This window comes from Aeromicrobium phragmitis (genome assembly GCF_003674095.1).
Lineage (GTDB): Bacteria > Actinomycetota > Actinomycetes > Propionibacteriales > Nocardioidaceae > Aeromicrobium > Aeromicrobium phragmitis.
Window position 1 is genome coordinate 242765 of record NZ_RDBF01000001.1, and the last position, 13886, is coordinate 256650.

The window sequence follows — 13886 nt, forward strand, 5'->3', positions numbered from 1 at the left end:
ACCGTGACGAGCGAACGACGCGCCCTCGCGCCGGGCGTCGTGCTGGCCGGACGGTATGAACTCCACGATCTGGTGAGCGAAAGCCTCGGGGCGTCCAACTGGCGGGCTCACGACCACATCCTCAACCGCAACGTCCGCGTCGAGTTGTTGCCCTCGGACGATCCCCGCTCGGGCAACTTCCTCCAGGCTGCGCGCGATTCCACCAAGGTCACCGACCATCGGTTCCTGCGGGTCCTCGATCTGATCGAAGATGACGCGGGCTATCACGTCATCGTCCGCGAATGGGCGCGTGCCGTCCCGCTGAGCAGTCTGCTCGTCCAGTCGCCCCTGCCGAGCCGCCGCGCCGCGACCGTCGTCGCCGAGGTCGCCCAGGCCCTCGCCCACGCGCACGAGCACGGTTTGTACCACCGCCGCCTCACCCCGAACCAGGTGCTGTTGAAGGAGTCGGGCGCCGTGCGGATCGTCGGGCTCGGTGTGGCCACGGCCCTGGCGCCGGTGGACCAACACGTCTCGGCCGCCGATCTCGACAGCTACGAGCGCGCCGACATCCACGCCATCGGCAGACTCCTGTACGCCTGCTTGGTGAGTCGCTGGCCGGGCGGCCACGTCGACGGCCTCCGCGCGGCACCCACCGAACATGGTCGGCTCTTGCGGCCGCGGCAGGTCCGCGCCGGCGTCGCGCGTGACATCGACACGGTCTGCGACCGGATCCTCGGCGATCCGCCGCGCCACCACGAGCCTCCGCTGACCAAGGCCTCCGACATCGCCCACGTCCTGCTGTTGACCGGTGAAGACGACGACGTCGACTCCGAGCAACTCGTGCACTCGCCGGTGTCGTCGCCGGATCTTCTCCGGCTGGATCCGGTCATCCTCCCGTCCGGGCCCCCGCCCGGCCTCGCCCCGCCTCGTCGCCGCCCCAAGGCCTTCGAGCCACCTCCCCCGACGCGGCTCGAACGCGGCCGCCGACGGCTCCGCGAGGCCGCTCGGGGAGACCGCGGGCTGGTGCTGCTGGGCGTCCTCGGGACCGTCATGATCGTCGCCGTGTTGGCGCTCCTGGTGGCGCAGTCGACACGGTCGACGGATCCGGACGGCACCCCCACGCCGTCCGCCTCCGAGCCCGCGCGCGTGGTCCCGGTGCAGACGGCGATCGACTTCGACCCCCAGGGCTCGGACCTGGAGGAGAACCCGCGGCTCGTGGACAACGCGGTCGACGACGACCCGGAATCGGGCTGGTACACCTCGACCTACTACGGCGATCCGGCGTTCGGCCGGCTGAAGGACGGCGTCGGGTTGATTCTCGATCTCGGCAGCCCCACCCAGGTCGAGCAGGTGCAGTTGCGCCTCGCCGGCTCACCCACGGATCTGTCGATCATGACCGCGCCCTCCACCATGCAGCAGGCGCCGACCTCGCTCGACGATCTTCGCGAGGTCGCCGTGCTCGACGGCGCGGGCCAGGACGCCGCTATCGCGCTGCCTTCGGGCACGTACACGCGCTACGTGGTGGTGTGGCTGCGCTCGCTTCCCCAGGTCGGAACCGACGAGTACCGCGGCGAGATCCGCGGCGTCGCGGTCCGCGGTCGATGAGCTGCATCGATCGGGAATGTCCTGCACCTAGAATCCGTTTGCACCAGTAGTTTCACCGTCGACGAGAGAGTCTCTCCATGAGCGAAGTCCGCAACGTCATCATCATCGGCTCGGGTCCGTCCGGCTATACCGCCGCTGTGTACGCCGCGCGGGCGAACCTCGAACCTCTGGTCTTCGAGGGCTCGGTGACGGCCGGCGGCGCCCTGATGAACACCACCGACGTCGAGAACTTCCCCGGCTTCCCCGACGGGATCATGGGCCCCGAGCTCATGGACAAGTTCCGAGCACAGGCTGAGCGGTTCGGTGCCGAACTCATCGCCGATGACGTCACGCACGTCGATCTCACCGGTCCGATCAAGACCGTCGCCCTCGCCGACGGGCGGACGTTCTCCGCCCGCGCCGTGATCCTCGCGATGGGCTCGGGCTACCGTAAGCTCGGCCTGCCCGGCGAGGACGAGCTTTCCGGGCACGGTGTCAGCTGGTGCGCCACGTGTGACGGGTTCTTCTTCCGCGGCAAGGAGATCGCGGTCGTCGGCGGCGGTGACTCGGCGGTCGAGGAGGCGACGTTCCTGACCCGGTTCGCCGACAAGGTCACGCTCATCCACCGCAGGGACGAGCTTCGAGCCAGCAAGATCATGGCTCAACGCGCGCTCGCCAATCCCAAGATCGACTTCGCGTGGAACAGCGAGGTGGCCGAGATCCACGGGACCGGGTCGCTCGAAGCCGTGACGCTCCGCGACACCCGCACCGGTGAGACGAGGCGTCTGCCGGTCAGCGGGCTGTTCATCGCCATCGGTCATGATCCGCGTTCGGAGCTTCTCGTCGGTCAGGTCGACCTCGATGACGAGGGCTATGTCCTCACCCAGCCCGGTTCGACGGCCACCAATCTGCCCGGCGTGTTCGCCGCGGGCGACCTCGTCGACCACACCTACCGCCAGGCCATCACGGCCGCGGGCACCGGCTGCTCGGCCGCACTGGACGCCGAGCGCTATCTCGCCAGCTTCGAGGAGGCCGGTGAACCCGCACCGGCCGCCGCCTTGACCGAATGAACGAAGGAGCACATCACATGGCTGACATCGCTGCCGTCACCGACGCGGACTTCGAGGAGAAGGTCCTCAAGGCCGATGGTCCCGTCCTCGTAGACTTCTGGGCCTCGTGGTGCGGTCCGTGCCGCCAGGTCGCCCCGATCCTCGAAGAGATCGCGGCGGAGAACCCCGACACGCTGACCGTGGTGAAGATGGACGCGGATGCCAACCCCGTCACCCCGGCGCAGTACCGGGTCACCGGCCTGCCGACCATCAACCTCTATCAGAACGGCGAGCTCGTCCGGTCGATCACCGGCGCCCGCCCGAAGTCGGCGATCCTCAACGAGATCGGCGAATTCATCGCCTGACCTCGGGAAGACAAATCCCCTCGTAGAGATGCCTACGAGGGGATTTGTCGTTTTGTCGACTTATGGATTGATCAACCCGACGATCCGCTCCAGGTCGTCGATTGTGGCGAACTCGATGGTGATCTTGCCCTTGGTCTTGCCAAGCTGCACCGTGGCGCGGGTATCGAAGTGCTCGGACAGTTTGTGGGCCAGTTCGGCGACCTTCGGCGACGTCGGCCGCGTGTTGGCCTTGCGCGTCCGCGCGGTGGTCTCCTCCTGACCGAAGCGCACGATCTCCTCGAGCCCACGAACGCTGATTCCCTCAGCCACCACGCGTTGTGCGAGCCGGTCCTGGACTTCCGGATCGGTCACGGTGACCAACGCGCGCGCGTGGCCGGCCGAGAGGATGCCGGCCGCCACGCGCCGCTGGACAGCAGGAGTGAGCCTGAGCAAGCGAATCGTATTGGTGATCTGGGGGCGCGAGCGTCCGATCCGCGCCGACAGTTCGTCGTGCGTGCAGCCGAAGTCGTCCAGCAACTGCTGGTAGGCCGCGGCCTCCTCCAACGGGTTGAGTTGCGAGCGGTGCAGGTTCTCCAGCAGTGCGTCCCGCAGCAGATCCTCATCAGTCGTCTGCCGCACGACCGCCGCGATGAGCTCCAGACCGGCCATCTGGTGAGCGCGCCACCGGCGCTCCCCCATGATGAGCTCGTAGCGGCCCTCCTCGAGTTCGCGGACGACGATCGGCTGAAGGAGCCCGACCTCCTTGATCGAGTGCACGAGTTCACCCATGTCGTCTTCGTCGAAGACCTGCCGCGGCTGCTTGGGGTTGGGCCGAATCGAGGACACCGGAATCTCGGCGAATCGTGCGCCCTCGACTTCGGCCAGACCCTCGCGCTCCGCCGCAGCGCGCGACGTCGGGATCAATGCCTCGAGGCCGCGGCCGAGTCCGGGTCGAGTCGTCATGCGCGCTCCTCCTCGTACCGATGCGTCGTGATCTCGCGGGCCGCCTCGAGGTAGGACAGCGCGCCCGTGGAGGTGGGGTCGTACGTCAAGATGGTCTGCTGGTACCCCGGTGCCTCGCTGATCTTCACCGAGCGTGGAATCGCCGTGCTCAGCACCCGATCTCCGAAGTGGTGCCGTACCTCGGCGGCGACGCTCGCCGAGAGGTTCGTCCGCGCGTCGTGCATCGTCAGTAGCACCGTGGAGACCTCAAGCCTCGGGTTCAAGTGTTGCTGCACCAACTCGATATTGCGCAGGAGCTGGCTCAAACCCTCCAGCGCGTAGTACTCGCACTGGATGGGGATGAGCACCTCGCGCGCTGCGGCCATCGCATTCACGGTGAGCAGTCCGAGTGAGGGTGGACAGTCGATGAACACGTAGTCGACCGGGTGGTCGCTCACGGCGAGATAGCTGTCGATCGCCTTGCGCAGTCGCTGTTCGCGGCTGACGAGTGAGACGAGCTCGATCTCCGCTCCGGCCAGGTCGATCGTGGCAGGAACGACGAAGAGGTTGGCGATCTCCGGTGCCTGCTGTGCGACGTCGGCGATCTGCGCGCCGTCCAACAGCACCTCGTACGTCCCTGGCGTGCCGCTGCCGTGGTCGATGTTGGTCGCGGTGGACGCATTGCCCTGCGGATCGAGATCGATGAGAAGTACCCGTAGGCCGCGCATGGCCATCGCCGCCGCGATGTTCACCGAGGTGGTGGTCTTACCCACCCCGCCCTTCTGGTTGGCTACGACGAAGACGCGCGGTGAGCTCGGGCGCTCGAAGTCGCCGACCGTGGAGAGGCGCTCCAGCATCGTCACGTGGTCACGGGCTTGAGTCGCCAGCGGAGTGGAGGCGTCTTCCTCGAATGCCTGGGCAGCGAACTCCGCTGCCGTCGGCGTCTGCTCAGCCATACTCAGTCCTTCGTTGTTTCACGTGGAACCTGCCATCCGATCGGAGCGGCCGATTCTGGACCGAGCTCGTCCACCAGCGGCTGAGCCTCCAGCACCGGCCAGCCGATCCCGGGCACGACGGTCATCGGGTCACCTCCACCACGGTCGTTGGGACGTCGAGCTGGTCGTCACCGTACGTCGCTACCACGATAGACCGCGCACCGAGACTCTCGACGACGCCACGCGTCTCCCCGACCTCGCGATGGGCGCTACTCCCCTTCAGCGCCAGCAGTACGCCGTCGGCGGCGACGAGCGGTAGGCACCAGCGCGCGAGCTTGTCGAGCCGCGCTACCGCCCGGGCGGTGACGACGTCGAAGCGGTCGTCTACCTCCTCTGCGCGGGAACGGGCGATCGTGACGTTCTCGAGGTCGAGAGCCTTCACCACGTCATCCAGGAACCGCGTCCGGCGCAGCAACGGCTCGATAAGCGTGACCCTCAGGTCCGGGCGCGCTATCGCCCACACCAGACCCGGCAGGCCGGCGCCACTCCCGACATCGGCGACGTCCGCGCCGTTCGGAATCCGCGGACACACGACCGCGCAGTTGAACAGATGGCGGTCCCACAATCGCGGCACTTCACGGGGTCCGATCATCCCCCGCTCCACACCGTCCGCAGCGAGGATCTCGGCGTATCGCTCCATCAGCGGCGTACGGTCGCCGAACAGCGATGTCGCCAGCGTTTCACGTGAAACGGGGAGTGCAGGTTCCTGGTTCATGCCGACGCAGAACGCACGACGACGTGTCGCGCGGAACCGGTGCCTTCGGACTCGCTGACCAGACCCGCTGCCGCCACGACATCGTGAACGACCTTCCGCTCGAACGCGGACATCGGCGCCATCGCGACCTCGCCTGCTCCAGCCTTCACCTCGTCGACAGCGGCGTTGGCCTCGTCGACGAGGCGGCGCCGGATCGCCGCGCGGTGACCACCGATGTCCAGCATCAGCCGGCTGCGAACGCCGGTCTCGCGATACACCGCCAGGCGCGTGAGCTCCTGCAAGGCGTCAAGGACCTCGCCGTCTCGACCCACCAGATGGCCCAGTTCACCGCCGACGATCTCCAGCGCGGCACGATCACCGTCGACGTCGATGTCGATGTCGCCATCGAGGTCGGCGATGTCCAGCAGCTCCTCGAGGAAGTCAGCGGCGATATCGCCCTCGCGCTCCAAATCCTGAGCCGTCTCCGTCATCGGTGCCCCTTCGGTACTCATCGCTTCTTGGGGGAGTTCTTCGGGCCGCCGCCACCTTGCTTGCGTTGGCTGCGCGGCTGCTTCTTCGGCTGCTGGCGCTTCTGCGCGGCCTCCCGCGCGATGCGCTTGCGCTCCTCGGCCGCCGCTTCCGCGGGGTCGATCTGGGGCGTCTTACCGCGCTTCTCGTCGCGCTCCTGCTTGGCCTTGAAGGCCGCCGTTCCGGGCGCGGGGTTGTTGCGGATGACATAGAACTGCTGGCCCATGGTCCACAGGTTCGAGGTCGTCCAGTAGACGAGCACACCCAGCGGGAACGCCACGCCGGAGACCGCGAAGACGACCGGCAGGATGTACAGCAGCATCTTCTGCTGCTGCGCGAACGGGCCGTTGAGCGCCTCCGGCGGCATGTTCTTCGCCATGAGCTGACGCTGCGTGAAGAACTGCGTCGCGCTCATCAACACGACCATCACCATGGCGATGATCTTGGTCTCGAGGTGCTCGCTCGTCAGGAAAGTGTCGGCAATCCGTCCGCCGAGCCACTGCGCGTCCTGGAGAGACTCCGCGTGCCTGGGCTCCAGGAAGCCCAGAGCTCCGTCGCGTCCCTTGCGGGCCGCCTCGTTGATGACGCGGAACAGCGCGAAGAAGATCGGCATCTGCAGCAGCAGCGGCATGCACGAGGAGAACGGGTTGGTGCCCGAGTCCTTGAACAGCTTCATCTGCTCCTGGGCGAACCGTTCCCGGTCGTGCCCGTACTTCTCCCGCAGCTCACGCAACTGCGGCTGGAGCAGCTGCATGTTGCGGCTCGACTTGATCTGCTTCACGAACAGCGGGATCAGCATGGCGCGGATCGTCACGGTGAGCCCGACGATCGAGAGTGCCCACGACCAGCCCGACGCAGAGTCGAGGAACAGCGAGAACAGCTCGTGCCACAGCAACACGATGCCTGAGACCGCGTAGTACAGCGGCGTCATGATCGCGTTGAGGATCGAGCCTAGGAAGTCGAACATGCCTCTCCTTGTTCAGACGCGCGAAGCCGACGCGCCGTCGTGGGGGGAACGGGATCGTAGCCACCAGCGGTCCACGGGTGACACCGAGCCAAGCGCCGCGCGGCCAAGAGCGAACCGCGCCACGCACCATGCTGCTCCACGGCGCCTAGCGCGTAGGCCGAGCAGGAGGGATAGTACCGGCACACCTGTCCGTACAGCGGGCTGATCACCGCGCGATACGCGCGTAGGAGCTGAACGAGCAGCCACGTCATCGCGAACGACCGTCCAGGGCACGCGCCATCGCGCGATCGAGGTCCCGGGACAACGCCGCCAATGGCGCCTTCGCCGCCGGGGGCAGTGCGCGCACGACGATCCAGGTCGCCGCGTCGAGCGCGCCGACGCGCTCGCGCACCAGGTGTCGAAGTCGCCGCTTCACGCGGTTACGGTCGACCGCCGACCCGACGGCCTTGCTCACGACGAAACCGACGGACGAATCCGCCGGTTCCGGAGCAGTCACCGCATGGACGACGAGCGTGGGGGCCACGCCTTTGGTTCCGCGCCTCATGGTGTGGCGGAACGCGTCACCGTCGCGCATGCGGTGGGCACGCGCGAGCACGTGAATCAGGCAGCCAGATTGGCGCGGCCCTTACGGCGGCGCGACGAGATGATCGCGCGGCCGGCGCGGGTCCGCATGCGCAGGCGGAAGCCGTGCTTCTTCGCGCGACGACGGTTGTTGGGCTGGAAGGTGCGCTTGCTCACGAAGGTTTCCTTTGACGTCTGGATCTGTGTCGGCCGGTCGACGGCCACCGCTCGCTCACGAAGGATACTTCGTGGGCACGCGGCGGGAGTCGCGCAGGGACGACCAGTTTAACGGTACGGGGACCACCCGAATCGGGTCAAACTGACCTCTGTACTCGCAGACTCCATGGTACGTCCAGCCGACACGCCGAGCTCGTCCACACAATTGCGCGAACCGGCTTGTCGCCACAGCCGCGGCACCGTTAGAGTCCCAGGAGGCTTTTCCACAGGGCGCGACGCTTCCGTCACCGGTCATTCACATGGTGTGGACAACCGTGTGAACAAGTTCGTGAAGAAGTTCCCAGGACGCCCCTGGAATTCCAGCAAGACTCAGCAACGATGCGAGGAGAGCAGACGCGGTGAGCGATGTGGACCACGGCCAGAACATCGATCTTCGAGATCTATGGGATCAGGCCGTGTCCACCCTGTCGCCGGGGGCCAAGGTGTGGGTGTACGGGGCCAAGCCGCTCTCGCTCCACGCCGGCATCCTCATCGTCGCCGTCCAGGACGATCTGACGCGTGCTCAGCTGGAGTCGCGCGTGCGTCCCGCCCTCGAGCAGGCCCTGGGGTCGCGCCTCGGCGCCGACGCGCGGCTCGTCGTCACCATCGACCCGACCGTCCTCGACGACTTAGAGACAAGTCAACAAGTCGACAAAGACACACCTGCCTCGGCGGAACTCGACGAGGATGACGACCTGGACGAGACCGACGAGCCCGCCGACCGCGACGGACTCACGCCCAGCTGGGTGAGCCGGCCGGCCGCCGTCGGCCCGGTCAGCACCGAACAGCACCGCAACAGCATCGCCGAGGCGCGCCTCAACCCTCGTTACCAGTTCGAGAACTTCGTCATCGGATCCTCCAACCGGTTCGCGCACGCAGCAGCCGTCGCCGCGGCCGAGGCACCCGGCAAGGCGTACAACCCTCTGGTCATCCACGGTGACTCCGGCCTCGGGAAGACTCATCTCCTGCACGCGATCGGTCACTACGTCCTCAACCTCTACCCCTCTTCACGCGTGCGGTACGTGAGCTCGGAGGAGTTCGTCAACGACGTCATCAACGCGATCGGTGAGAACCGCACGCCCGCGCTGCGCCGCAAGTACCGCGAGATCGACGTGCTGCTCGTCGATGACATCCAGTTCCTCGAACGCAAGGAGTCGACGCAGGAGGAGTTCTTCCACACCTTCAACGCCCTCCACAACGAGAACAAGCAGATCGTCATGACCTCGGACCGGCCGCCGCAGGAGCTCAAGACCCTCGAGGAGCGCCTGCGCAACCGGTTCACCTGGGGCCTGCAGACCGAGATGCTCCCGCCCGACTTGGAAACCCGCATCGCGATCCTGCGAAAGAAGGCGTCGAACGAGAAGCTCACCGCTCCGGCCGACGTCTTGGAGTTCATCGCCAGCAAGGTGCAGACGAACATCCGCGAGCTCGAGGGTGCACTCATCCGCGCCACCGCGTTCGCGAACCTCAACGGCACGACGGTCGATCTCCAGCTCGCCCAGATCGTGCTGAAGGATCTCGTCGCCGAGGGTGAAGAGCCGGAGATCTCGATCGGCCTGATCATGGCGCAGACCGCGGCGTACTCCGAGTTCACCATCGAGGAACTGTGCAGCACCAACCGGTCGCGCGACCTCGTCCTCGCCCGCCAGATCGCCATGTACCTGTGCCGTGAGCTCACCGAGCTCTCGTTGCCCAAGATCGGACAGGAGTTCGGCAACCGCGATCACACCACGGTGATGCACGCCGAGCGCAAGATCCGCAAGCTCATGGCCGAGAAGCACGCCGTCTACAACCAGGTCACCGAGCTCACCGCCCGGATCAAGCAGCAGGCGAGGCAAGCGTGAACCGCACCGGCTCAATACTGCTCGGCGCACCGGTCCGTCAAGCCCTTTTCACACGTGGGGAAAAGCCTGTGGGTAACTGTGGACAACAGGTGGACGACGCGCCGGAGCCCTGTGAACGCGTCGTGGACGCTCCGGCGCGATCCACAGCTCCCCGGGGCCCATCCACGCCCGGCTCCACACGCCGTCCACGGCGCCACCGACTCGCTGACCAGCACAAACGGCAGTTCTCAACACTATCCACAGTGCCTACTACGACGACGACAGAGATACATATAACGACCGTTCGTCGAAGTCATGCACACCGCGGAGTGTGGATTCCCCGCTCGACTACGCTGCTGTCTCCCCACCGTGGCAGGATTCGACACGTCGCCTCCCTCGACCTTGGAAAGGCCTTGCTCTCGTGAAGTTCCGCATCGATCGCGACACCCTCGCTGATGCCGTCGCGTGGACCGCGCGCAGTCTTCCCAACCGTCCGAGCGTGCCGGTGCTCGCGGGACTGCTCATGGAGACCGCCAACGACCAGCTCACCCTCGCCGGTTTCGACTACGAGACGTCGACCCGTGCCACGCTGCCGGCCGAGGTCTTCGACGACGGCAAGGTCCTCGTCTCCGGACGCCTGCTCGCCGAGATCGTCAAGGCTCTGCCGCATCAGCCGGTCGACATCGCCCTCGACGGCAGCAAAGTCCAGGTGGTCTGCGGCAGCGCCCGATTCAGCCTCCAGACCATGCCGGTCGACGAATACCCGCAACTGCCAGAGATGCCGACGTCCTCCGGCACCATCAAGGCCGACGCGTTCGCCACCGCGGTGGCGCAGGCGAGCGCCGCGGCCGGTCGAGACGAGATGCTGCCGTTGCTCACTGGCGTGCGACTCGAGCTCGAAGGCGAGACGATCTCCTTGATGGCTACCGACCGCTTCCGTGCGAGCCTGCGTGACCTCGACTGGTTCCCCGAGTCCAGCGACATCTCCGCTCGCGCGCTCGTCCCCGCCCGTGTGCTGGGCGAGGCCGCCCGCGCACTCGCGGCGAGCGGTGACGTCACGATCGCGGTCTCGGCGGGTGAGACCGGCGACGGCATGATCGGCTTCGAGGGCACCGTCGGCAACGGCGTCCGACGCACCACGACGCGCTTGCTGGAGGGAGACTTCCCGCGCGTGCGTCAGCTCTTCGCGGCCCAGGCCGAGACCGTGGCGTACGTGGGCACCCAGACCTTCGTCGACGCGGTCAAGCGCGTCGCGTTGGTCGCCGAGCGGAACACGCCGGTGCGGCTGTCCTTCTCCGAGGGGCAAGTGCTCCTCGAAGCCGGCAGCGGTGACGAGGCACAGGCTTCGGAGTCGATCGAGGCGACGATCCAGGGCAACGACATCTCGATCGGCTTCAACCCGACGTACCTGCTCGAGGGGCTCTCGGTGATGGCCGAGCCCGTCGTGCACCTGGCCTTCACCCAGCACACCAAGCCCGCGGCCATGTCGGGCGTTTCGGAGGTCGGCGCGGATCCCGACGGAGCATTCCGGTACCTGATCATGCCCGTACGCCTGCAGAACTGAACACACGACAACGCGAACCAGGAGTGACGCCTCATGCACATCGGTCTCGTCGGACTCGGCAAGATGGGCGGCAACATGCGGACCCGGATGCAGCGCGCCGGTCTCACCGTCGTCGGCTACGACCTGGATCCGGAGGTCCGCGACGTCGAGTCACTGAGCGAACTCGTCGAGCGACTGCCTTCGGACGAGCCGAAGGTGGTCTGGGTCATGGTGCCGCACGGCGGTCCCACCAAGGCGACCATCGAGGAGTTGGCAGATCTGCTCGGTGAGGGCGATGTGGTCGTCGACGGCGGCAATTCTCGCTGGACCGACGACCCGATCCACGCCGGTCTGCTCGCCGAGAAGGGCGTCGGCTTCGTCGACTGTGGTGTGAGCGGTGGTGTGTGGGGTCTCGAGAACGGCTACGCCCTGATGGCCGGCGGTGCCGCCGAAGACGTCGCCAAGGTGCAGCCCGCCTTCGATGCGCTGCGTCCGGACGACAAGAGCGGATTCGTCCACGCCGGCAAGGTCGGTGCCGGCCACTTCTCCAAGATGGTCCACAACGGCATCGAGTACGCGATGATGCAGGCGTACGCCGAGGGCTACGAACTGCTCGAGAAGGCCGGTCTGGTCGACAACGTCACGGAGGTCTTCGACTCCTGGCGCGTCGGCACGGTCGTCCGGTCCTGGCTGCTCGACCTGCTGGTCAAGGCGCTGCAGGACGATCCGGGGCTGTCCCAGATCCGCGGTTACGCGGAGGACTCCGGCGAAGGCCGGTGGACGGTCGAGGCGGCGATCGACCACGCCGTGCCGATGCACGCGATCTCCGCAGCGCTGTTCGCCCGATTCACCTCGCGGCAGGACCAGTCCCCGGCGATGCAGGCGGTCGCCGCCATGCGCCAGCAATTCGGTGGGCACGCGGTCCAGGCCACGATCGAGTCCCCGGACGTGCCGCCCGCCAAGGAGTGAGCCTGCCGGCGGCGTGATGGGCGCCGTGCGCCGTCCACCCGTTACCGTGGTCGTGTGCACGTCGCCCGGCTCTCCCTCGTCGATTTCCGCTCGTATCCGAGCGTGGACATCGAGCTGAGCCCGGGGGCCACGGCGTTCGTCGGTGCGAACGGTCAGGGCAAGACCAACCTCGTCGAGGCGATCGACTACCTCTCGCGCCTGGACTCGCATCGCGTCGCCTCGGACGCTCCCCTGGTCCGGGCCGGCGCCGAGCGCGCCGTCGTACGCGCCGATGTCGTCAAGGAGGGGCGTAGCGCGCTCATCGAGCTCGAGATCACTCCGGGCAAGGCCAATCGGGCTCGGGTCAATCGCAACGCCGTCCCGCGGATCCGCGACCTCGTCGGCACGGTGCGCACGATCATCTTCTCCCCCGAAGACCTGGCCCTCGTCAAGGGGGATCCCTCGGACCGGCGCCGTTTTCTCGACGGGCTCCTGGTGCTGCGCACCCCCAGGCTCGCCGGCATCAAGGCCGACTACGAGCGGACGTTGCGACAGCGCAACACCCTGCTCAAGTCGGCCGGGCGGCGCCGCGACGTCGACCTGTCCACCCTCGACATCTGGGACGAGAACCTCGCTCGAATCGGCGGGCAGCTCACCGCGGCGCGGCTCGCTTTGCTCGACGCGCTCGCGCCGTACGCCACCCGGGCGTATGGAGCCGTGGCGGCCGCGGCGGCGGAGGATCGCCAGAGCGTCGGGCTCACCTACCGTTCCTCGGCGCAGGACCTCGACCCCGACGAACGCGACGCGGATGCGATCGCCAAGTCACTGACCGAGCACCTCGACCAGCGGCGCCGCGACGAGCTCGAGCGCGGAGTGAGCCTGGTGGGGCCGCATCGCGACGAGGTGGTGCTGTCCATCGGCGACCTGCCCGCCAAGGGGTACGCGAGTCATGGCGAGTCCTGGTCGTTGGCGTTGGCGCTCAAGCTGGCGGCGTTCGATCTGGTCCGCGACGACGGCGACGACCCGATCCTCATTCTCGACGACGTCTTCGCCGAACTCGACCAGCGGCGCAGGGAGCACCTCGCGGAACTGGTCGGCACTGCCGAGCAAGTCCTCGTCACGGCGGCCGTCGAGGACGACGTCCCCGAGGGCCTGAGCGGCCGGAGATTCACGGTCCGATCCGGGGAGGTGAAAGCGCATGACGTCCGAGCCTGACGAGACACCGCGCAGCCCCGACGACGTCCTCCGCCTGGCACGGGAGATCGCCGACTCGTACCGCACGGGTGGTGTGCCGATGGCTCCGCGGCGACGCCGGCCGGGACCACGCCGCTCCGCGCGGCCCGAGCGTGAGGACGCGACGCCGGTGTCGGACTTCCTCGGCGACCTGGTCCGCCAGCAGGGCTGGAGCGACCAGCTGGCCGCGACCCGAGTGTTCACCGACTGGCCTGCGATCGTCGGGCCGGAAGTCGCGCAGCACTGTGAGGTCGTCGACTTCACCGACGGCGTTGTGCGGATACAAGCGACCTCGACGGCCTGGGCCAAGGAGCTCACGCTGCTGGCCCCGCGCCTAGTGGCCAAACTCAATGACCTCCTGGGCGACGGTGCGGTGATCCGGCTCGAGATCCGCGGGCCGCAGGCGCCGTCCTGGAAGAAGGGGCGCCGCTCGGTCCGCGGCGGGCGAGGCCCCCGGGACACCTACGGCTGACCCACGCC

17 protein-coding genes are annotated in these 13886 nt (G+C 67.4%); 8 read left to right on the forward strand and 9 right to left on the reverse strand.

Annotation, left to right across the window (positions count from 1 at the left end):
• The first annotated feature begins 3 nt into the window (after positions 1-3).
• The 3 genes from D9V41_RS01110 (at position 4) to trxA (ending at position 2977) form a co-directional block, all read left to right on the forward strand.
• On the forward strand, positions 4-1584 hold the full coding sequence (locus D9V41_RS01110; protein ID WP_121792686.1) for a protein kinase family protein: 1581 nt from the start codon (positions 4-6) through the stop codon (positions 1582-1584).
• Positions 1585-1661: 77 nt separating this feature from the next.
• Complete coding sequence (gene trxB, locus D9V41_RS01115) at positions 1662-2633, forward strand: thioredoxin-disulfide reductase (protein ID WP_121792687.1); 972 nt, start codon at positions 1662-1664, stop codon at positions 2631-2633.
• A 17-nt stretch (positions 2634-2650) separates the two neighbouring features.
• Positions 2651-2977: a thioredoxin gene (trxA, locus tag D9V41_RS01120; protein WP_121792688.1), complete on the forward strand. Its 327-nt coding sequence runs from the start codon at positions 2651-2653 to the stop codon at positions 2975-2977.
• 60 nt (positions 2978-3037) lie between these two features.
• On the opposite strand, the gene D9V41_RS01125 is transcribed toward trxA, so the two are convergent.
• The 9 genes from D9V41_RS01125 to rpmH all read right to left on the reverse strand — a co-directional run bounded on the left by D9V41_RS01125 (position 3038) and on the right by rpmH (position 7820).
• Entirely contained in the window at positions 3038-3919 is an 882-nt protein-coding gene (locus tag D9V41_RS01125) for a ParB/RepB/Spo0J family partition protein (RefSeq protein WP_121792689.1), read from the reverse strand.
• Positions 3916-4755 carry a ParA family protein gene (locus D9V41_RS01130; protein ID WP_133434093.1) on the reverse strand — a complete coding sequence of 280 codons (840 nt, stop codon included), beginning with the start codon at positions 4753-4755 and terminating at the stop codon, positions 3916-3918. The genes D9V41_RS01125 and D9V41_RS01130 overlap by 4 nt, the downstream gene beginning before the upstream one ends.
• 101 nt (positions 4756-4856) lie before the next feature.
• A complete protein-coding gene (locus tag D9V41_RS18555; RefSeq protein WP_279432323.1) occupies positions 4857-4979 on the reverse strand; it encodes a hypothetical protein in 123 nt (40 codons plus the stop codon).
• Positions 4976-5608, reverse strand: a complete 633-nt coding sequence (rsmG, locus tag D9V41_RS01135) for a 16S rRNA (guanine(527)-N(7))-methyltransferase RsmG (RefSeq protein WP_121792691.1) — start codon at positions 5606-5608, stop codon at positions 4976-4978. The genes D9V41_RS18555 and rsmG overlap by 4 nt, the downstream gene beginning before the upstream one ends.
• Positions 5605-6078, reverse strand: coding sequence for a Jag family protein (locus tag D9V41_RS01140; protein WP_341770301.1), 474 nt, complete (start codon positions 6076-6078; stop codon positions 5605-5607). The genes rsmG and D9V41_RS01140 overlap by 4 nt, the downstream gene beginning before the upstream one ends.
• A gap of 17 nt (positions 6079-6095) precedes the next feature.
• A complete protein-coding gene (gene yidC / locus D9V41_RS01145; protein WP_121792693.1) occupies positions 6096-7082 on the reverse strand; it encodes a membrane protein insertase YidC in 987 nt (328 codons plus the stop codon).
• Positions 7067-7333 carry a membrane protein insertion efficiency factor YidD gene (gene yidD / locus D9V41_RS01150; protein WP_121792694.1) on the reverse strand — a complete coding sequence of 89 codons (267 nt, stop codon included), beginning with the start codon at positions 7331-7333 and terminating at the stop codon, positions 7067-7069. Before yidD ends, yidC begins: the two co-directional genes overlap by 16 nt.
• Positions 7330-7677: a ribonuclease P protein component gene (gene rnpA / locus D9V41_RS01155; RefSeq protein WP_121792695.1), complete on the reverse strand. Its 348-nt coding sequence runs from the start codon at positions 7675-7677 to the stop codon at positions 7330-7332. The genes yidD and rnpA overlap by 4 nt, the downstream gene beginning before the upstream one ends.
• Positions 7678-7682: 5 nt before the next feature.
• The gene (gene rpmH / locus D9V41_RS01160; RefSeq protein ID WP_121793010.1) at positions 7683-7820 is read right to left on the reverse strand and encodes a 50S ribosomal protein L34; all 138 of its coding nucleotides are present in this window, start codon (positions 7818-7820) and stop codon (positions 7683-7685) included.
• Positions 7821-8218: 398 nt separating this feature from the next.
• On the opposite strand from rpmH, the gene dnaA reads away from it, so the two are divergent.
• From dnaA to D9V41_RS01185, 5 genes are all read left to right on the forward strand, one after another.
• Complete coding sequence (gene dnaA, locus D9V41_RS01165) at positions 8219-9703, forward strand: chromosomal replication initiator protein DnaA (protein ID WP_121792696.1); 1485 nt, start codon at positions 8219-8221, stop codon at positions 9701-9703.
• A gap of 400 nt (positions 9704-10103) precedes the next feature.
• Complete coding sequence (gene dnaN, locus D9V41_RS01170; protein WP_121792697.1) at positions 10104-11246, forward strand: DNA polymerase III subunit beta; 1143 nt, start codon at positions 10104-10106, stop codon at positions 11244-11246.
• A 33-nt stretch (positions 11247-11279) separates the two neighbouring features.
• Positions 11280-12194: a phosphogluconate dehydrogenase (NAD(+)-dependent, decarboxylating) gene (gene gnd, locus D9V41_RS01175; protein WP_121792698.1), complete on the forward strand. Its 915-nt coding sequence runs from the start codon at positions 11280-11282 to the stop codon at positions 12192-12194.
• Positions 12195-12248: 54 nt separating this feature from the next.
• On the forward strand, positions 12249-13388 hold the full coding sequence (recF, locus tag D9V41_RS01180; protein ID WP_121792699.1) for a DNA replication/repair protein RecF: 1140 nt from the start codon (positions 12249-12251) through the stop codon (positions 13386-13388).
• Positions 13372-13878, forward strand: coding sequence for a DciA family protein (locus D9V41_RS01185; protein ID WP_121792700.1), 507 nt, complete (start codon positions 13372-13374; stop codon positions 13876-13878). Before recF ends, D9V41_RS01185 begins: the two co-directional genes overlap by 17 nt.
• Positions 13879-13886: the final 8 nt, after the last annotated feature.